Annotated in this window: 17 protein-coding genes; 16 read left to right on the top strand and 1 reads right to left on the bottom strand. The window is 38.6% G+C overall.

Annotated features, from left to right (window positions below; all coding sequences use genetic code 11):
- The 3 genes from gatB (at position 1) to AU377_RS03930 (ending at position 3,149) form a co-directional block, all read left to right on the top strand.
- Entirely contained in the window at positions 1–1,431 is a 1,431-nt protein-coding gene (gatB, locus tag AU377_RS03920; protein ID WP_067404521.1) for an Asp-tRNA(Asn)/Glu-tRNA(Gln) amidotransferase subunit GatB, read from the top strand.
- Between the two features lie 122 nt (positions 1,432–1,553).
- Positions 1,554–2,117 carry a thioredoxin family protein gene (locus AU377_RS03925; protein WP_067404524.1) on the top strand — a complete coding sequence of 188 codons (564 nt, stop codon included), beginning with the start codon at positions 1,554–1,556 and terminating at the stop codon, positions 2,115–2,117.
- Between the two features lie 90 nt (positions 2,118–2,207).
- Positions 2,208–3,149 (top strand): diacylglycerol kinase, encoded by a 942-nt coding sequence (locus AU377_RS03930; protein WP_067404525.1) that lies wholly within the window; start codon positions 2,208–2,210, stop codon positions 3,147–3,149.
- 23 nt (positions 3,150–3,172) lie between these two features.
- Here AU377_RS03930 and AU377_RS03935 read toward each other — a convergent pair whose 3' ends face one another.
- Entirely contained in the window at positions 3,173–3,607 is a 435-nt protein-coding gene (locus tag AU377_RS03935; protein ID WP_067404528.1) for an NUDIX domain-containing protein, read from the bottom strand.
- A gap of 408 nt (positions 3,608–4,015) precedes the next feature.
- On the opposite strand from AU377_RS03935, the gene AU377_RS03940 reads away from it, so the two are divergent.
- The 13 genes from AU377_RS03940 to AU377_RS04005 all read left to right on the top strand — a co-directional run bounded on the left by AU377_RS03940 (position 4,016) and on the right by AU377_RS04005 (position 20,197).
- Complete coding sequence (locus AU377_RS03940) at positions 4,016–5,362, top strand: cytochrome ubiquinol oxidase subunit I (protein ID WP_067404531.1); 1,347 nt, start codon at positions 4,016–4,018, stop codon at positions 5,360–5,362.
- Entirely contained in the window at positions 5,359–6,384 is a 1,026-nt protein-coding gene (locus AU377_RS03945) for a cytochrome d ubiquinol oxidase subunit II (protein WP_067404534.1), read from the top strand. Before AU377_RS03940 ends, AU377_RS03945 begins: the two co-directional genes overlap by 4 nt.
- A 213-nt stretch (positions 6,385–6,597) precedes the next feature.
- Positions 6,598–7,968 carry a 23S rRNA (uracil(1939)-C(5))-methyltransferase RlmD gene (gene rlmD / locus AU377_RS03950; protein WP_067404537.1) on the top strand — a complete coding sequence of 457 codons (1,371 nt, stop codon included), beginning with the start codon at positions 6,598–6,600 and terminating at the stop codon, positions 7,966–7,968.
- A 302-nt stretch (positions 7,969–8,270) separates the two neighbouring features.
- The gene (locus tag AU377_RS03955) at positions 8,271–9,158 is read left to right on the top strand and encodes a recombinase family protein (RefSeq protein WP_256381693.1); all 888 of its coding nucleotides are present in this window, start codon (positions 8,271–8,273) and stop codon (positions 9,156–9,158) included.
- Between the two features lie 51 nt (positions 9,159–9,209).
- Positions 9,210–9,962 (top strand): hypothetical protein, encoded by a 753-nt coding sequence (locus tag AU377_RS03960; protein ID WP_067404540.1) that lies wholly within the window; start codon positions 9,210–9,212, stop codon positions 9,960–9,962.
- A 527-nt stretch (positions 9,963–10,489) separates the two neighbouring features.
- Positions 10,490–11,638, top strand: a complete 1,149-nt coding sequence (iadA, locus tag AU377_RS03970; RefSeq protein ID WP_067404546.1) for a beta-aspartyl-peptidase — start codon at positions 10,490–10,492, stop codon at positions 11,636–11,638.
- Between the two features lie 106 nt (positions 11,639–11,744).
- Positions 11,745–13,175, top strand: a complete 1,431-nt coding sequence (gene nhaC / locus AU377_RS03975; RefSeq protein WP_067404549.1) for a Na+/H+ antiporter NhaC — start codon at positions 11,745–11,747, stop codon at positions 13,173–13,175.
- Positions 13,176–13,485: 310 nt separating this feature from the next.
- Positions 13,486–14,340, top strand: coding sequence for a hypothetical protein (locus AU377_RS03980; RefSeq protein WP_067404552.1), 855 nt, complete (start codon positions 13,486–13,488; stop codon positions 14,338–14,340).
- Between the two features lie 614 nt (positions 14,341–14,954).
- On the top strand, positions 14,955–15,347 hold the full coding sequence (locus AU377_RS03985; protein WP_067404555.1) for a hypothetical protein: 393 nt from the start codon (positions 14,955–14,957) through the stop codon (positions 15,345–15,347).
- A gap of 147 nt (positions 15,348–15,494) precedes the next feature.
- Positions 15,495–16,403 (top strand): DUF6731 family protein, encoded by a 909-nt coding sequence (locus AU377_RS03990; RefSeq protein WP_067404559.1) that lies wholly within the window; start codon positions 15,495–15,497, stop codon positions 16,401–16,403.
- A 21-nt stretch (positions 16,404–16,424) separates the two neighbouring features.
- On the top strand, positions 16,425–16,934 hold the full coding sequence (locus AU377_RS03995) for a hypothetical protein (RefSeq protein WP_067404562.1): 510 nt from the start codon (positions 16,425–16,427) through the stop codon (positions 16,932–16,934).
- 175 nt (positions 16,935–17,109) lie between these two features.
- The gene (locus AU377_RS04000) at positions 17,110–19,239 is read left to right on the top strand and encodes a class I SAM-dependent DNA methyltransferase (RefSeq protein WP_067404565.1); all 2,130 of its coding nucleotides are present in this window, start codon (positions 17,110–17,112) and stop codon (positions 19,237–19,239) included.
- 1 nt (position 19,240) lies between these two features.
- Entirely contained in the window at positions 19,241–20,197 is a 957-nt protein-coding gene (locus tag AU377_RS04005) for a restriction endonuclease subunit S (RefSeq protein ID WP_067404568.1), read from the top strand.
- Positions 20,198–20,284: the final 87 nt, after the last annotated feature.

Consider the following 20,284-nt stretch of genomic DNA (forward strand, 5'->3'; position numbering starts at 1 on the left):
ATGAATTTTGAAACTATTGTTGGACTTGAAGTCCACGTCGAATTGAAAACAGATACAAAAATTATGTCTCCTGCACCGGCTCATTTTGGGGCAGATCCAAACCGTAACATTCATGTTGTTGACCTAGCGTATCCAGGCGTTTTGCCGACATTGAATAAGCGTGCGGTTGAGTACGGCATGAAGGCGGCACTTGCACTAAACTGTGAAATTGCACCCGTGATGAACTTCGACCGTAAGCATTATTTTTACCCGGACAATCCGAAAGCGTATCAAATTTCGCAAGACGATCGTCCAATTGGGTCAAACGGCTGGGTTGAAATCGAAGTAGACGGCAAGAAAAAGAAAATTCGTATTGAGCGCGTTCATCTTGAAGAAGATGCAGGGAAACTAACGCATTCTGATTACGGGTATTCATTGGTAGACTTGAACCGTCAAGGAACACCGTTGATCGAGATCGTTACAGAAGCTGACGTTCGTTCACCCGAAGAAGCGTATGCGTTTTTAGAGAAATTAAAAGCGATTATCCAATATACAGGCGTTTCCGATGTTCGAATGGAAGAAGGCTCACTTCGTTGTGATGCTAACATTTCACTGCGTCCATTTGGGCAAGAACAATTCGGAACGAAAACAGAGTTGAAAAACTTGAATTCCTTTAACTTCGTTCGCCGCGGTATTGCGAATGAGGTCGAGCGACAAGAGAAAATCTTGTTAGCGGGCGGAGAAATCCAACAAGAAACACGCCGTTACGATGAAGCAACAGGCGAAACGACTTTAATGCGTGTGAAAGGCAGTGCAAACGACTACCGTTTCATCAATGATCCGGACTTAACAGAAGTTCATATCGATGAAGCATGGATCGACCGTGTACGTGCTGAAATTCCAGAACTTCCGGACGCACGTAAAGACCGTTATATGAATGAGCTAGACTTACCAGCATACGATGCAATGGTGTTAACGTTGACGAAAGAAATGTCTGATTTCTTTGATGCGACGGTTGCAACTGGTGCAGATGCAAAGCTTGCATCGAACTGGCTTATGGGTGACGTATCTGCATACTTGAATGCAGAAGCAAAAGAGCTCCACGAGACAGCTTTAACGCCAGAAGGACTAGCAAGTATGGTGAAACTCATTACTGACGGTACGATTTCATCCAAAATCGCCAAGAAAGTTTTCAAGGAATTAATTGAAAAAGGCGGCGATGCAGCTGACATCGTGAAAGCGAAAGGCCTCGTTCAAATTTCTGATGAAGGCGCACTTCGCACGATGGTGAACGAAGCATTGGATGCCAACCCACAATCCATTGAAGACTATAAAAATGGAAAAGATCGTGCAATTGGCTTTATCGTCGGTCAAGTGATGAAAGCATCTAAAGGGCAGGCGAACCCGCCACTTGTGAACAAAATTCTTTTAGAAGAAATTCAAAAACGATAAATAGAAAAGGAAGCGTCCTATGCCACTTTGTCACAAGTGACCTGGCATTGGGCGTTTTCTAATCTGAAAATTTGATTCAATCGTCAGAAAGACTGTACACTTACTAGTAAGGAGTGATGAAGATGAAAACTGAAAAACAATATTTTGATGAAGCAATTTCATTGGAAACCTATATGGATCAAATGGGAACGCATAAAGAAAATAGCTTTGGCATTTATGAGCAGTTTGAAATGCCGCAAGATGCGGAGTTTATCAATGTGTTAAAAGAGAAAAAGCCGAATATATTAGTGATTACAGAAGACTGGTGTGGCGATGCTATGATGAACAATCCGATTTTACGGAAAATTGCCGAAGCGGCGGATTTAGATGTGCGCACGGTTTACCGCGATCAGGATACGGACTTGATTGACCGGCATTTAACGAATGGCGGCAGATCCATTCCGATCTATTTACTACTCGATCAAGCCGGAGAAGTTCAAGCAAAATGGGGTCCGCGTGCAACATCCATTCAGGCGTACGTCATGGAATTGCGCAAAGAATTACCACCAGCAGATTCAGCGGAGTATAAAGAAAAACAACAAGCATTGATCGCAGGGTTAATGGAGGAATATACGTCCAAACCAGAATATTGGCAGACGGTCTATGAAGATATCCGAAACACATTTCTTCCTGCCCTGCAAAAATAAGTATGACTTTCTTGCGTATGCAACTTAAGCAATGTGTCGAGCGTCATATAAGTAAGACTAATTATGGATGAATAGGAAGGAAATAATGGGATGAAGCGTGCACGTATCATTTATAATCCAACATCTGGACGCGAAATATTCCGCAGACACTTGGTCGAAGTGCTCGATAAGTTTGAGGCTGCGGGATATGAAACGTCTTGCCATGCAACGGTTGGGGAAGGCGATGCGAGAGAGGCGGCTAAGCTAGCTGTGGAACGCGGTTTTGACCTTGTTGTCGCGGCAGGGGGCGATGGAACGTTAAACGAAGTTGTCGCCGGCGTAAGCCCATTCGAAAAAAGACCGAAAATTGGTTTAATCCCGACAGGTACGACGAATGATTTCGCACGAGCCTTGCGGATCCCCCGTGATATTGAAGAGGCTGTTGACATTATTCTTCGGGGAGAAATGATTCCAGTCGATGTCGGCATGATGAACGACCGTTACTTTATCAATATCGCGGGCGGCGGCAGAATGACGGAGCTCACGTATGATGTACCAAGCAGATTGAAGACTGTTCTTGGTCAGCTTGCTTATTATTTAAAAGGCATTGAAATGTTGCCGTCGATCCATTCAAGTCATGTACGAATTGAATATGACGGAGAAGTTTTTGATGATGAAGCGATGATGTTTCTCGTGGGTTTAACGAATTCGGTCGGCGGTCTTGAAAAGCTTGCGCCAGACTCAAGCATTAATGACGGGAAGTTTACACTTATTATTTTGAAGAAATGCAATGTTGCGGAATTTATTCGCATTGTTTCATTGGCGCTGCGCGGGGAGCATTTGGATGATCCGCACGTCATTATGAAAAAGGCGGAAAAGATCAACGTCTATTCTAAAGCAGAAGTGCTCTTAAATTTGGATGGTGAATATGGCGGAAAGCTGCCGGCGACTTTCCAAAATCTATGTCGCCATATAGAAATATTCGCACCGCTTGACGAACTGCGGGAGCAGGATAAAAAATATGTAAACGTAGAAAAAGACGAAAAAAGCTGAAGGTAAGATGCCCTCAGCTTTTTTTACTGTATAAATTCGATTGCTTGGTCTTGTCCCGCAGCCAGTTCCGGACATTGATCAATGGGTACCCAATGGAGTACAAAGGTTCTCCCGTGATCTTTGCCGTAACGATCCACTTTATGTTCCCAATCTCGTTCATGGTGGCTTCCCGTGTAAGCAAGATGAAAAATCGTTCGTTCATACATGATATCTTTATTTTTCGGATAAAATTTTGTTTTACTAACTTTCCCATTTAACACGAGCTCGTCCCGCGTTAACCCCGTTTCTTCTTCAATCTCACGGTACAGAGCATCAATGAGAAACTCATCGTCCTCAATCGTCCCGCCTGGAACTTGTAACCCAGCTTCCGGATGTTCCTTCTGTTCGAACACAAGGATTTTCCGTCTACTAGTATCCCCTTTAGTAATGTAAGCCAAAACTTTTCTTTTTAACTCCATTGTGTTCCCCCCTTTGTAATTAATATATTATACTAAAAATTTCAAATATTTCAAGAGTGTTGTTTAGGTTTGTGTTTGAATCAGGCGGAATAAGTTTAGTGTCCAACGAATCGTGGTTAGTCTCCAACCAACTCATACAAGTCTCCAACCAATGTTCTTGCCTTCAAAGTTAGTCAATAAACTTTCACACACTTTTTACCATTTTGTGAAGATTTTTATTGAAATCTTTTTAAAACAGTCACGATGTGTATATTGAATATAGGATGAACGAAAGATGTAAGGAGAAGGGGCGTGTCCCAATGTATAAAAAACATGAAAAACGACTAATGTGGTTAGCCTTTATAGTGGCAGGGATCATGCTGCTATCAATCATTGGCCGAATATTCGGCAGTTAAGGGGGAGGAGCTTTTGGGGAATGAAGAAGCAGTTTTCTATTCTAGGGTCTTAACCGAATTGACCTTATCTTTTCATATTATTTACGCAACGATCGGTGTCGGAATTCCGCTTATGATCATGCTTGCACAGTGGGTCGGGATTAAGAAAAATGATGAACATTATATCTTGCTTGCCAGACGCTGGGCGCGTGGCTTTGTCATTACAGTGGCAGTAGGTGTTGTAACCGGTACAGCAATTGGTTTGCAATTATCGCTTCTTTGGCCGAACTTTATGGAACTGGCAGGGAACGTCATTGCGCTTCCGCTTTTCATGGAGACATTCGCATTTTTCTTTGAAGCGATTTTCCTAGGCATTTATTTATATACATGGGATCGTTTTGAAAATCAGAAAAAGCATTTATTATTATTAATTCCAGTAGCGATTGGTGCATCTTTCTCGGCTGTTTTTATTACGATCGTGAATGCGTTTATGAATGCACCGCAAGGGTTTGACCTTGTGAATGGCGAACTCATTAATATTAATCCGCTCGTTGCCATGCTAAATCCAGCGATGCCGACGAAGGTTGCGCATGTGGTGGTGACATGTTATATGACAGCTGCCTTTGTCTTGGCTTCGATCGCAGCGTATCGTCTCATCAAAGGATCGAATCATGAGTATCACAAGAAAGCACTCTTTTTAACGATGAAAGTCGGATTTATCTTTTCAGTGGCAGCGGCGCTTATCGGGGATTTCTCTGGGAAATACTTAGCGGAATACCAGCCGGAAAAGCTTGCGGCAGCAGAATGGCATTTTGAAACGGAAGGCAATGCACCGCTTATCTTATACGGCATATTGGACGGGGAAGAAGTGAAGTATGCCTTTAAAATCCCAAATGCATTAAGTATTCTCGCGCATAATATACCGTCGGCAGAAGTGATTGGGCTTGATCAATTTTCTGAAGATGAAATTCCACCGCTTTACATTCATTACTTGTTCGACATTATGGTGACGATTGGCGTTTGGATGACACTATTATCGGCTGTCTATTGGACCGGCATTAAACGCGGATGGAAAATGGTCAGCACGAAGTGGTTCCGCTGGCTCATTGTACTTGGCGGTCCACTGTCGATGCTCGCCATTGAAGCGGGCTGGTGGATGGCTGAAGTAGGACGTCAACCATGGATTTTGAGAGGCATTATGCGGGTGGATGAAGCGGCGACAACAAGTGGACATGTTGACACAATGCTTGTGTTATTCGCAGGTCTCTATATCGTTCTTGGGATTGGCAGTGTTGTCGTATTACGAAGAATGTTCCGCAACAATTCAGTTGAACGTGAAATTGAAGATCGGGAGATGGAGAAAGGCGGTGATATGCGTTGAACCTAGAAATCCTTGGTATTTCCGTCTTATGGACATTTCTATTTGGGTATATACTTGTGGGGGCCATTGACTTTGGCGCAGGATTTTTTAACGCTTACAGCTTATTAACCGGTCGTCAGCGCATCTTAACAAATATTATTCAGCGCTACTTGTCACCTGTATGGGAAGTCACAAACGTCTTTCTTGTCTTTTTCTTTGTAGGGATTATTGGTTTTTTCCCGAAAACGGCCTTTTACTACGGAACGACATTACTTGTACCAGTGAGTATCGGGATTATTCTCTTGGCAATTCGAGGATCTTACTATGCTTTCGAGACGTATGGGGCTAGGGGACATAAAGGCTATTCGTTTATGTACGGGATTGCGGGGATTTTGCTTCCCGCCTCACTTTCCATCGTACTGACCATTTCAGAAGGTGGATTTATTGAAATAGTAGACGGAGCACCAGTTCTCGATTATTGGTTGTTATTTACGAGCCGGCTAACATGGTCTATTGTCGTTTTAAGCATTGCGGCAACGTTATATATTTCCGCTGTATTTTTAACTTGGTATGCTAATAAAGCGCGGGATGTGGAAGCGACAAATTTGCTGCGGAAATATGCGCTTGTTTGGGCATTGCCGACAATGATCACGGCTGGAGGCATTATTTTCGAGCTTCGTATTCATAACCCAGCGCATTACAGCAACATCCAAGCTCTATGGCCAATGTTCCTTATTTCATTTTTAATGTTTATCGGCACCGTTTGGCTACTCTGGAGAAAACGAAGCTACGGGGTCGCATTTGCGCTGTTGACTGGACAATTCCTCTTTGCATTTTTCGGCTATGGTGCTTCGCATTATCCGTATTTGTTGTACCCATACTTGACCATTTACGACAGTTTTACAAATCCAGCGATGGCTATATCGCTCGTCGTCGTGTTCGTACTGGGGCTTGCAATGCTCATTCCATCATTGTATTTGCTCATGCGCCTCTTCTTGTTTGACAAAGACTATGTGCGAGGGAAAGGTGATTACCATGCATAAGGAGAGTTGCCGATGTTAAATTTCTTTATATTTTACGCGCCGTTTATCGTATTGATCGGTGGATTGGTTGCGGCATTTGTTTTCGCACCAATGGACGGGGCGGTTAGAAAGTATACGGAAGACAAATAATAGGAAGAGCAGACGTCTTAGATGGATGTCTGCTCTTTTATCATGATAGAATAAGGAACATCAGTATTTATTGGAGGATCTACCATGTCTTTTATTGTAAATAAAAACGATCGCCTTACCGTCAGCGTTGAAGATTTAACGCATGATGGTTCCGGTGTTGCAAAAGTGGAGGGATATCCACTTTTCATTCCAGGGGCATTGCCAGGCGAAGAAGTTGATATAGTGGTTGGAAAAACATTGAAAAACTATGGATTTGCACGGTTATTACATGTCGTAAAACCATCGCCAGATCGCGTCAAGCCGCCGTGCCATGTGTTTCCTGAATGCGGCGGCTGCCAGTTGCAGCACTTATCGTACGAGGGGCAGCTCGTTCAAAAACGGAAAATGGTACGTGATGTGATGGACCGGATCGCCAAGCTGCCAGATGTGCCGGTTCACCCAGTAAAAGGAATGCAAGACCCGTGGCGCTATCGCAATAAATCGCAAATTCCTTTTAGCGAACGAGATGGAAAAATCGTTTCGGGCTTTTACCGATCCCGTACACATCATATCGTTGATACGGATGTTTGTATTATTCAAAGCGAGGAAGCCGATGCGCTCATGACCGCATTGAAACATGAACTCCATGGTCTTGGCATCGAAGCGTACGATGAAAAAACACACCGCGGGATGCTGCGTCACTTGATTGTCCGGAAAGGGCGTGCAACAGGAGAGATCATGGTCGTCCTTGTCACACGGAAGAAAAAATTCCCGCAAAAAGAGGCGGTCATTGACATCATTCGGCGAGTAGTTCCTGATGTGACGTCCATTATGCAAAACGTGAATGATCAAAAAACGAACGTCATTTTCGGGGAAGAAACGATTTTGCTTTACGGCAAGCCAGTCATCGTTGACTCAATTGGCGAGATCGACTTTGAAATTTCGGCCCGTTCCTTTTATCAAATTAACCCTGTGCAGACAGAAGTGCTTTACGGACAAGCGCTCGAATACGCACAGCTAACTGGTGATGAAATGGTCATTGATGCGTATTGCGGAATCGGTACGATATCCTTATTCCTCGCACAAAAAGCGAATGAAGTATACGGTGTTGAAATCGTCCCGCAAGCAATCGAAGACGCAAAACGAAATGCAGAATTAAACGGCATCACCAATGCCTACTTTGAGACAGGTGCATCCGAAGTCGTCATTCCGAAATGGTACGCGGAAGGAAAACGCTTTGATGTATTAGTCGTCGATCCGCCGCGTAAAGGCTGCGATGAAGAACTGTTGAAAACGATATTGGAATACAAGCCAAAACGTGTTGTGTATGTCTCCTGTAATCCAGGTACGCTAGCCCGGGATTTGCGCATCTTGGAAGATGGGGGCTATCGGACGCAAGAAGTGCAACCGGTTGATATGTTTCCGCATTCGGCGCATGTGGAGTTGGTCGCGTTGATGTCTAGGGTGGATGGATAAGAACTGATGAAGTGTTGATAGAATAAGGTTTATAGGGTTTCACCTAAGTTTGTTTTATACAAATAAATAGATGAAACCCTTTTTGTTATTGGTGTTGGAAGAGCTAGAAATTGGGGTTGAGTTGACAGATTAGATTTTGGGTAGGGGAGTTGATAGGATAGATGTAAGGCATAAAACATGTTATATTTAGACTAACTATATGGTGAAAAAAATACATTTAATATCATTAGTCTAAAATATAAGTGGCAGGAGGCAAGGGGATATCTGATCAGCGCAGAGTACATTTTATTCCGCCCAAGCCTGTGAAACGTGAAAAACGGGTAGGAATTTATTGTCGTGTTAGTTCTAATAGTGTGGAACAGTTGAATAGTTTAACGGCCCAAGTATCTGCCTTGACCAGATTAACAGCATCAACCCCTAACTGGTTACTTGTCGATACTTACATAGATATAGCTTCTGGAAAAGCAAAGTCCAACCGCAAATCATTTCAACGTCTGATAAAAGATTGTGAATCCAAAGATTTAGAAATTGTGATAACAAAAAATATTAGTAGATTTGGTCGAGATACAGTTGAAGTGCTTGAAGGATTAAACAAACTGAGGGAACTTGGTGTACGTGTTATTTTTGAACAAGAAGGCTTAGATACGGCTGATACGGATAGTGCTTTGATGATTTCAATTATTGAATCCATTGCACAAGCAGAAAATGAATCACGCAGTGAAAATATTAAATGGGGTTATAAACGTCATGCTGCTCAAGGCACATCTAAATTATATAACAGAAAATGCTACGGCTATGAAAATGATGAAGAAGGTCTATTGGTTATAAAAGATGATGAAGCTAGAAATGTTCGATTGATTTTTGAATTGTATTTACGTGGTGCAAGTATTATAGGTGTAAAGCGTGAATTAGAGAAACGTGGAATAAAAACACCAACAGGAAAAGAAAAATGGAGTAATCGAACGATTGATGTCATGCTAAGCAATGAAAAATATATCGGTGTGGTTAGATTACTCAATGCGGGAGAACATCAAGAACATTATGTTTCTGAAAATAATCATCCAGCAATCATTTCAAAAGAGCAATTTGAAGCGGTGCAGGTGGAAAAGAAGAAGCGGAGTAATGTTGTGAAGACGGAAAGTGGGCAACAAAGGAAGAACAAGAAATATAGTAGTAAAAAAAGAAGCTAAACATGAGAAAGTTACCTTTAAAATATTTAACCTAAATAAGGAGGGAAGCATTTGGATAATATATCAAACTTGATTGAAGTATTAACTGAGTATTTAATCAATCAAAATGAAACAAATCAGAAAAGTAATATTTTCACAACGGAGAACATTGCCATTTTTGCTGCATTGTTGTCCTTCGGGGGTCTATTATATACAGTACGGAAAAATTCTAAGTTACAGAACGCTAATGCAAGAGTAGAATGGATTCAAAATGTTAGAAATGTTACTGCGGAAATTATATCATCTTATTCTTCAGCACTGAATGAAGATGATCCGGAAGAGGTACAAAAGATTATTGTCGAAGTACGAGAGAAAATTGAAAGATTAATATTGTTTTTTGGACATGAAACAAAAAAGGAAAAAGACATAGATGTGCTAGACATAAAAAGTAATAAGGGAAAAAATAGTTTAATTGTAGACTTTTTAACAAAACTATCTGATGATTTTCTTAAGTATAATAAGAATGTGAAAAGCAGGATACTTTCACAGGCTGAAGCCCGTTTAGACAGTCTAAATTCAGAACTTCAGGATAATAATATAGTTGGCATTGAATATCAAGAGGTAATAGAAATAGATGGAAGAAATCACATGAGTACAGAATATAAATATAATGAAGAAGTTAAGAGTCAATATGATAAAGAAGCATCAAAGGTAAAGGAAATTAAAAAGTTTAATGAAGAATTAGCTAATGATTTGGTTAAATTGAGAAATATAATTCGGATTTATTTAAAAATAGAATGGAATAAGGCTAAAAAAGGTAAATAATATTGTTGGTAGAAAAAGTCCAACGTTTAAAATAGAGTAATCAAGAATTCTATCTCAATATTTTGTTTTGGAGAGCGGGGATATTTTGGAGTATGATAAATTAAAAAATAAAGTACGTAATTACTATAGTACATACGAAAATACAAAAAATAAAATTGAAAAGTTTAAGCATACTTTGGATAAGATAGCTGATCATGAACTTCCGAAAAGAGATAATGAACAGTTTTTTCAAATTAGGGATTTTACAAACACTTTTGTTTGGGTATATGTCACTATGATGTTGGACCCATTTTGTTGAGGATATTAGCTAATCGAACAACAGCAATAGTTATTTGAAATTTAAACTGGAAAATACCGTCACTAATGGATTAGTGAGAAAATTAGTAATCTTATTTCTATTGATAAATTATAGAAAGCTCGTTTACAATATGCTAAAATAGATTTTATTCATTTATAACATAAGAGCGCCTTCATTTATCACAGTTAATTGTGTGTAAATTGGCACAGAAATTGAGGAGAGAAATTAAATGATAACACTTATTAAAAATGCAACGATTTATGCTCCCGAAGATTTAGGGCAGCAGTCTATTTTAATTATAAAAGATAAGATCGCAAAGATTGGTGACATTGATGAAGAGCAATTGCTTGCACTTGATTTAGATGTGACAGTCATTGATGCGGCAAATAAAATTGTGACTCCTGGAATGATTGATCCGCATGTTCACTTAATCGGCGGGGGCGGTGAAGGTGGCTTTGCTACGAGAACACCTGAAATTCAGCTTAGCGAAATTATTAGATCAGGAATTACGACAGTCGTTGGCCTATTAGGTACAGATGGTACGACGAGACATATGACATCTCTTTTAGCGAAAGCGAGAGGGCTTGAGGAAGAAGGGGTAACAACTTACATTTGGACAGGGAATTACCACGTTCCTACCCCAACAATTACATCCTCTGTTAAAGACGATGTGATCCTTATTGATAAAGTGATCGGTGCTGGAGAAATTGCGATTTCTGACTTCAGATCAGCACAGCCGACAGTGAATGAACTATCTAAAATTGTTGCAGATGCACAGATTGGCGGCTTATTAAGCGGTAAAGCGGGAGTGACTCATTTCCATGTTGGACCTGGAAAAGAGAAGTTAGCTTTATTACATGAGCTCGTTGATAATTTTGAAATTCCATCATCAAAAATTTATGCAACACATATTACAAGAAGTAAAGCATTAGTTGATGATGCGATTGCATTAGGAAATAAAGGTGCATTCGTCGATATGACCGCAGATAATAAAACAGGCGAATGGATCGTTTATTATAAAGAAAATGGCGGGAACTTAGATCAACTGACATTATCATCAGACGGAAATGGCAGCTTGCCGAAATTTAATGATGCAGGTGAATTAATCGGGATGGGTGTTGCAAGCCCGTATACGTTATATGAACAAGTCGTTTCAACTGCGAAAAATCATGATGTTCATTTATCTGACGTATTAAAATTAGTGACGAGCAACACGGCAAAAGCACTAGATCTTGATACAAAGGGTCAAATTAAAGAAAACTTTGATGCTGATTTAGTCATTTTAGATGAAGATACATTGGAAATCAACGATGTTTTTGCAAAAGGAAAACATATGTTGAAAAATAAAGAAGTTATTGTTAAAGGAACATTTGAATAATAAATTAACGTAAACAAGAAAGATTCAGGTTAAGGAGCATAACGTTTTGCTTCCTTAACCGAACTCTTAAACAACATAGATTTGAGGACAACTAGGGGTGGATATCATGAAAAGACAACCAACATTTATAGAATCTATTTTTCCAATTGTAGCAATGTTATTATTGTTAGCAATTGGTTATGGTGTATTCGGATTTCGTCCGGAGCCACTGCTCATTATTGCATCGGTCTTTGCCGGAATTATTGCACTAAGAGTAGGTGTAAGCTGGGATGAAATGATGGAAGGAATATTAGAGAAAATAAATGCTGCAATGCCGGCAATTTTAATATTAATTTCTATTGGGATTTTAATTGGAACATGGATCATTTCTGGTACGATTCCAATGATGATTTTTTACGGACTGAAAATGATTGATCCGACATTCATCGTGTTAATTGCTTTCGTCGTTTCAGCGGTTATCTCCATTGTAACAGGAACATCTTGGGGATCAGTTGGAACCGTTGGGGTAGCATTAATCGGAATTGCAACAGGACTAGGTGCATCTTTACCTGCGACAGCAGGAGCAATCGTTTCCGGATCTTATTTTGGTGATAAATTATCTCCATTATCTGATACGACGAACTTAGCACCAATTGCTGCGGGAAGTGAGCTATACGAACATATTAAACATATGCTTTATACAACAGTCCCAGCTGCATTACTCGCTGGAATCGTATATGCTATCGTTGGATTTAACGGCTCAAGTAATGTGAGTGGAACGACTGAAGAAACAATTGCTATGTTAAACACATTATCAGAAATGTTTAATTGGAATTTATTATTACTTTTACCACCACTTATTATTTTGTTAGGTTCGATTAAAAAGCTTCCAACATTGCCAGTCATTATTTTATCGTCATTTGTAGCGGCACTGTTAGGTAAGTTTGTCCAAGGCTTTTCGGTGGAAGATATTTTTGCTTCAACTGTTTCAGGCTTTGATGTAGGTATGGCAGGCTTTGAGGAAGAAGCAGTCATTTGGGAAGTGACACGACTTGTGCAGCAAGGCGGCATGCAGTCGATGACAGGTGTTATATTAATTGCGTTCTGTTCCTTCATCTTTGCTGGAATCGTAACGAAGTCAGGCTGTCTCGAAGTCATTATTAATGCGTTATTAAAAGTAGTAAAACGAACAGGAGACCTTATCCTTTCAACCGTTACAGCTTGTATGACGATGGCACTGGTCACAGGAAACTCTTACTTGTCGATCATCGTTCCTGGTGAAATCTTTAAAGATACGTACAAAAAGAAAAACTTACATGCAAAAAACTTATCAAGAACATTAGAAGACTCAGGTACCGTTGTCGTACCACTTATCCCGTGGTCATCTGCAGCAGTATATATGGCAGGAACACTAGGTGTATCCACATTAAGCTATGCACCATGGGCAATCCTCTGTTACACAGGATTTATCTTTGCGATTATATTTGGGTATACAGGGATTGGGATTGCGAAGATTAAGGATGATGAGAAAGAGACTGATAGCGGACAAACTGCTTAATGATTTTTAAAAAGAAAAGTCAAAATTGCTGATGGTGTTTCCGCCATTACAATTTTGACTTTTTTGTTTGTTGGGAACTTATCCTAGTAATATAAGTAAGTATCGAATAGACTTGAAAACTGCCTTCCTCATCTGGTGCAATTAATAAGTTCTTGAGAAAAAGCTCGGTCAGGAAGAATGGACAGGTGAAAAACTTGAATATTCGGAAAAAGGAGTTCATAGTTAGTATAAAGAAGCTTTTAAGATGGCGAAGAAGACTTACACTGATTAAGAAGAATAATTCACATATACCTTGAAAGGAGTGGATTTTATGGGAGAATGGGCAAGGCCTAACGACTTTTTTGTTGTTTGTAGATTAACCAGTTCAAAATATGCTGATTCCTTTTTAGATACCGGGTCAATTAAATTCAACACCCCCCAATCGTGGATTGATTATTCCAAAAAATATGGGGATGGTCGGGGAGATGGATATGAAGGAACACTGGCTTTTTGTGATAGTTTCGATTTTGAACGTATGTCGGAATTGATTGGAAAATATGAATCAAGCTGTGTTTTGAACCCTAATACTAGACCATTACACAAGGAAATAAGAGAGGGACGATTATTTCTAAAGGATAAAAGAAGTTTAAAGCTACCCTGTTTTTGTGTGTACATATTGAAAAACAGCATGTTTCCTTGTCCTGATAGTGCGGGGAAACATAAGATATCCACGGAAATCCCAACCTCATATTTCAGAGACTTCTCGGATAATTTATTACCGGAAGAAGTTAAAAGGCTACCATTAGAAGACCAACCGGCATTGATAACTATTTTTAACTTTAATGAATTTAAGAATAGATTGTATCAATCATTAAGACATCTCGGTTTGGAAGATACTGAAATATTAATTAAGAATGTCTCATATTTTGATTTTGAAAAATACGGTACAAATGGGTGGATGGATTTCAATAGAAATTACCCTGAAGAATTATTTGTGAAAAATATACGATTTAAAGAGCAAAGCGAAGCACGTGTTATAATTAAGACTAAAAAAGAGGATATTATTAAGCGTCTAATCGAGTCTCCAATAGAATTAGGATGCATGAGAGACATAGCAAAAGTTCATAAAGGTTATTTAGATCAAGGTGTGCATGTTGAAATGACGATTGATACATATGAAAAATAGATGTAGATATTTTATTCATATCGACATGTTCCCACGAACGTATAAATAAGTCGATATGTTTCCGCATACGACCATTTCACGAAAAATCGCAAATACATCAATTCTATCAACTCATCCCATGTTGAGTGTGTGGCGTGGTTGGAGAGATGATTGTAGCTCAGCAATAATCCCTTGCACTTTATAATAAACTCGCAACATCTTGTCCCAGCCGTTTAAAACAAAGTCCTTTACCCTAAATCCCTGAAACCCTTATCACTACTCTCTTTCTACTTTCTCGAACGTAACGAACTTTCTTTTAAACCGAGAAAAACGTGAACAAAAAGCGTGAGAAAAGCAGTGAAAAGTGGTCAAAACGTGACCAAAAATGTGTGAAAATGAGGGAAAGATGAAAGACTTTATTTTAAACGGCAACGGTGGAATGCGGGTTTGGGTGGGGTGAAGATGCAGGAGATTATTTTAAGTGGACAATGATTTGTAACTTTGCAATAAACCTTTGAACCTCCCGCCACTTAAAATGTTCCGTTTTGAAGCGGGGGGGTTCTGCCACATGGACAAAAGCGTTCCCATAAGAAAAGTGGGATACACTGATCTTTTGCCACTTGTGAATTGTGTGAGTGACTGTCACCAATTATACACAAGAAATTATAATTTCGGATTTAAAAAAGAACGGACTTATTGTTTATCATGTTTTAGAATCAAATATGATGATCGGGAAAAAGATTGAAATCCAATGTGAGCATGAAGTGTCTACGTATGAAAAAGTAATTACCACTAAAAGTTACCTCTGTGTTCCAAAGGATATTTTTGCTGAGGCAATGACTTTTGATGAAGATGTAACAAATGAAAGAAATAAAGAGTCGGTTATCAAGGAGTACATAGAGCATGATATATCCATGGCAAATCAAGGATATCTTTATGCTTATGTAGTGAGTGATGAAGATAGTTCGGGAGAATTCTATAATATTGAAGTGAATATTTTAAATGGGAATTTGTTAACAGTTAGTTAGTGAATCCACATAAAGCCAAAAAAGCACCTATTCCTCTTGTGATGACTATTTAGTGGCATCGTAAGAAGAATAGGTGCTTTTTGATAGGTAAATTGCAGGAAATTATCTCTTTATGTCGAAGTAGTTTAGTCTAAGGGGGCAATTTAAGTGGCAAGAGCGATTAGATTTGATTACTTTAAAGTTTATGCAAGACAATACAATCAGGAGAATAATGTTATGAATGAAGGGATTTGTGATTTGACTAATGTTTTAACACAAGCCCGGGCAATTCCTACTAGAGAAAGAGTATATAGAGTTGGAAATGACCAAGCTAGGTTACAAGATATTCAACAGAAAAATAATAAATGGGAAATGCATTTTGTTCGTATAAGAAAAGATGGGTTCCCAATAAAAACAAATGATGATGGAACTTTCGGTTTCTTTGATGATTTAAGCGAGGATGAGGGCTTTGGTGAAGAAGTTTCTGTACTATATGATCCAAATAATTGCGTAATAATGATAAGGAGAAATATGTATAGTTTATCGCCTTCTGCAATAGCAAATTATTTTACTGATGTTGTTAATGAACCTGGTTTTACAGTTTTCTTTAAACCATTAGTTCATCCTAAGGCAATGGAGCTTTTAAAAAGAGATCACTTGATAAGGGGTGCTGAAGTTTCAATCGCAGACATAAAGAATGCTTTACCAACAACCAAAAAGTCACTTGGCCAAATCATTAGCGGGGCAAATGATATGAATGAATCGGTTGGAATAACCTTCAAAATAAGTATCCAACCAAAGGGTTCCAAGAAAAGTAGTCGTTTACCGGTTTACGAAGAACTTGAGGATATGGCAGGTGATCCTAATGTTAGTAAAATAGAGGTTCGAAAAAAGGCTAATGAAGATGCTAAGGTGGAGACAGTTGATTTAATTCAGCACAGACTATATGATTTTCACAATTTCTCTGGAAATGACATAAGCCCCAAATCGAGGAATATATTACATATTACGGTTGTAAATAGAATGCAAATACTTTATAGAACAAGGATAAACGATATAAACAATACCTACGTGTAAATATTTGTAAGGAGGAAATCAATGGAAAAACTGTGGGAAAGTAGTTATCCATATGTATTTGCACTTATTCTTGGGGTAATAGTTTATCTTTTAAAATGGGAAGTTTCTGATGTTAAAAATATTGACCTTATACTTAATGCCACGGTTACGTTAAGTTCCATTGTCATAGCGTTTCTAGGAACAATGATTTCAATTCTTCTAACATTAACTAACGCAAAGGTAATGCAGAGAATAAAGGATAACGGTGCTCATAACACCTTAACTTCATATATATCACAAGCTATAGTAGCGGGGTTGATTTTAGCAATTTATTCAATGATCCTATTCATGTTTATGGATTATGAAGGAAAGTATGCAAACATCTTACTAATCGCATTTGTGTTACTGATCACCTTTTTGTTTTTTTCTTCCTATAGAATAATGTATGTTATTTCTAACATATTGAAATCAGTATTACATGAGCAGAGACAAGAGGAACAGGAGAGCCCACCCGTATTTAAACCTTCAATAAATAAAGAAAACCAAAATTAGCACCTATTCTTTTATTGATGATTATTTTAGCATCATTTAAAGGGATAGGTTCTTTTTCGTTTATAAAATACACCTTGAATATAAAAATAATGGTAACAATTTCCTAGTACCTCACAAGTAAGCGGCGATATGATACTATAAAACTAAGTACTGTGTATAAAATGGAGGAACAAATATGAATGATCAAACGTATAATCAAATCGTCAGTTTTATATGGGGCATTGCAGATGATTGCCTTCGTGACGTTTATGTAAGGGGAAAATATAGAGACGTAATTTTACCTATGACAGTCATTCGTAGGCTTGATGCAGTTCTCGAGTCTACAAAAGAAGCTGTATTGCAGATGAAAAAATCATTAGATGAGGCAGGTGTTGTCAATCAAACAGCTGCTCTTTGTAATGTAGCAGGGCAAGCTTTTTGTAATTCTTCGCCCTTCACATTGAAAGACCTGAAGTCTAGGGCGAAACAACAACAACTCAAGTCGGACTTTATTGCATATTTAGATGGTTTTTCACCGAATGTACAAGAAATCCTTGAAAAGTTTAAGTTCAGGCATCAAATCGACACAATGATTGAAGCAGATATTTTAGGGGCAGTTATCGAAAAGTTCGTAAGCCCGACAATTAACTTGAGCCCCAACCCAATTCAAGATGCCGAGGGTAACATCCAGATGCAAGGATTGGATAACCATACGATGGGCGTCATCTTCGAGGAATTAATCCGCAGATTTAACGAAGAAAACAATGAGGAAGCGGGAGAACATTTTACCCCTCGTGATGTTGTTGAACTGATGGCAGATATTACTTTCTTACCAGTAGCAGATAAAATTAAAGACGCTCCTTACCTTGTTTATGACGGCGCATGTGGAACGGGCGGGATGTTAACCATCGCAGAAGACAGGCTACACCAATTGGCAAGGGAGCATAATAAAAGTATTAAAACTTATTTATATGGGCAAGAAATCAATCCAGAGACGTATGCCATAACAAAAGCAGATATGCTAATTAAGGGTGAAGGAGTACAAGAGGATCATGTAGCCTATGGCTCTACGCTGTCAAATGATGGTTTTCCAACGTATGATTTTGATTTCATGCTATCAAATCCTCCGTATGGTAAAAGTTGGAAGACGGATTTGGAACGCCTTGGGGGTAAAACAGGCATCTCTGATACACGATTTATTGTTTCTCATGCAGGTGATCCCGAATTTAAGATGATTCCACGCCAAAGTGATGGACAGATGTTATTTTTGGCAAACAAAATCAGCAAAATGAAACATGATACAGAACTAGGTAGTAGGATTGTCGAGGTTCATAACGGTTCTTCACTATTTACTGGCGATGCGGGACAAGGTGAGAGTAATCTTAGAAGATATATTATCGAAAATGATTGGCTTGAAGCAATTATCGCATTGCCTGAAAATATGTTTTACAACACAGGCATTGCAACTTATATCTGGATCGTTACTAATAGGAAAGCACCACATCGACGAGGGAAAGTTCAATTGATAGATGCAACAAAACTTAAAAGTCCTCTTAGAAAGAACCTGGGTAACAAAAACTGTGAATTTACGCCTGAGATTAGAAAACAGATTGTTGAAATGCTTATCAACTTCGATGAGAACGAACAGTCTAAGGTATTCGACAATGAAGAGTTTGGTTACCATAAGATTACAGTTGAAAGACCTTTACGTTTAAGCATAGATCTAGCAAAAGAAAAACTAGACGACTTTGAAAGGATTTGTGAGCAACAAAAAGAAACAGCTTTAATGTCTGTTATTTATGCAGTAGCTAAAAAGTTCCAATACACTACAATTACTGACTTTAACTTGTTCGTAAAAGAACTACGTAATGTAGCAAAAGAATTAAATGCCAAACTACCTGCTAAAAGAATCAATCTCATAAAAAACCACCTTGCCTATATTGATGAGGAAGCAGAAAAAGTTATCAGAAAGATACACAAAGCTGGAAAAGTTGAAGCGAATCCACTGTATGGTTTATTCGAAACAACACTTGACGGAAAACCGTGTATTGTAGAGTATGAGGCCGACAGTGATTTAAGAGATACGGAGCAAATACCTCTACTACATGAAGGCGGTATCGAACAGTTCTTCACAGATGAGGTCATATCTTTTGTGCCAGATGCGTGGATAGATGACAGTAAAACCTTGATTGGGTATGAACTTAGTTTCACAAAGTATTTCTACAAACCAGTCCAATTACGCTCACTTGACGAAATAGCAGCCGACATTAAAACGCTCGAAGCAGAAACTGGCGGCTTACTTCAGGAAATCATAGGAGGTAAGTGACATGGTAATTAAACTTAAACCTTATGGAGAATACAAGAGCACGTTAATCCCATGGTTAGATAAAATACCATCAAATTGGAATGTAAAACGTGCAAAGGCAATGTTCAATAAAATGAATAGACCTGTTAGAGATTTTGATGAAGTAGTAACTTGCTTTAGAGACGGAACGGTTACATTAAGAAAAAATAGAAGAATAACAGGATTTACAGAATCAATTAAAGAAATTGGGTATCAGGGAATTAGAAAAGGCGATTTAGTGATTCATGTTATGGATGCTTTTGCAGGGGCAGTTGGTGTTTCTGATTCAGATGGAAAAGCTACACCTGTTTATAGTGTGTGTATCCCTAAGGAAGATTTAAATAATTATTATTATGCATATATAGTTCGAGAAATGGCGAAGACAGGCTTTATTCAGTCTTTATATAGGGGGATACGGGAAAGGTCATCCGATTTTAGATTTGAAGTGTTTGCTAATCAATCTTTACCAATACCTTCCCTTGAAGAACAAGAACAAATAGTAAAATATCTAGACTTTCAGCTTGCTAAAATAAATAAGTTTATAAAGGTAAAGAAAAAACTAATCTCTGCATTAAAGGAACGGAAGCAAGCAGTAATAAGTAAAGCTGTTACAAAGGGAATTAATCCTAATTTGAGAATGAAGCCAACTGGTAATGAATGGATTGGAGATGTTCCAGAACATTGGGATATGGTGAAGTTGAAATTTCTTACAAATAGACCATTCCAATACGGTGCAAATGAAACAGGAGTAGAGTTTTCAGAGGGTTTACCTAGATACATTAGAATTACTGATGTTACATTGGATGGGCGATTGAAAGATAAGAATAAATTATCACTACCAATAGAAGTAGCTAGAAACTTCATATTAAATGATGAAGATATTCTTTTTGCTAGAAGTGGTGTATATGGTAACTTAAAAGTGAGCCACTATAACAATTGAAAACTGAGCCACTTTTGATAGAAAATAACCCTAGCATTACGTTAGGGGGAAATATCAGGAGTGATCACATTGAAAGATAAACAGATT

This window comes from Sporosarcina sp. HYO08, assembly GCF_001563475.1.
In the GTDB taxonomy this organism is placed as follows: Bacteria; Bacillota; Bacilli; order Bacillales_A; family Planococcaceae; genus Sporosarcina.

Coding starts and splice junctions, on each gene's coding strand:
- gatB (WP_067404521.1), top strand. CDS start 1: ATGAATTTTGAAACTATTGTTGGACTTGAAGTCCACGTCGAATTGAAA.
- AU377_RS03925 (WP_067404524.1), top strand. CDS start 1,554: ATGAAAACTGAAAAACAATATTTTGATGAAGCAATTTCATTGGAAACC.
- AU377_RS03930 (WP_067404525.1), top strand. CDS start 2,208: ATGAAGCGTGCACGTATCATTTATAATCCAACATCTGGACGCGAAATA.
- AU377_RS03935 (WP_067404528.1), bottom strand. CDS start 3,607: ATGGAGTTAAAAAGAAAAGTTTTGGCTTACATTACTAAAGGGGATACT.
- rlmD (WP_067404537.1), top strand. CDS start 6,598: ATGTCTTTTATTGTAAATAAAAACGATCGCCTTACCGTCAGCGTTGAA.
- iadA (WP_067404546.1), top strand. CDS start 10,490: ATGATAACACTTATTAAAAATGCAACGATTTATGCTCCCGAAGATTTA.
- nhaC (WP_067404549.1), top strand. CDS start 11,745: ATGAAAAGACAACCAACATTTATAGAATCTATTTTTCCAATTGTAGCA.
- AU377_RS03980 (WP_067404552.1), top strand. CDS start 13,486: ATGGGAGAATGGGCAAGGCCTAACGACTTTTTTGTTGTTTGTAGATTA.
- AU377_RS03995 (WP_067404562.1), top strand. CDS start 16,425: ATGGAAAAACTGTGGGAAAGTAGTTATCCATATGTATTTGCACTTATT.
- AU377_RS04000 (WP_067404565.1), top strand. CDS start 17,110: ATGAATGATCAAACGTATAATCAAATCGTCAGTTTTATATGGGGCATT.
- AU377_RS04005 (WP_067404568.1), top strand. CDS start 19,241: ATGGTAATTAAACTTAAACCTTATGGAGAATACAAGAGCACGTTAATC.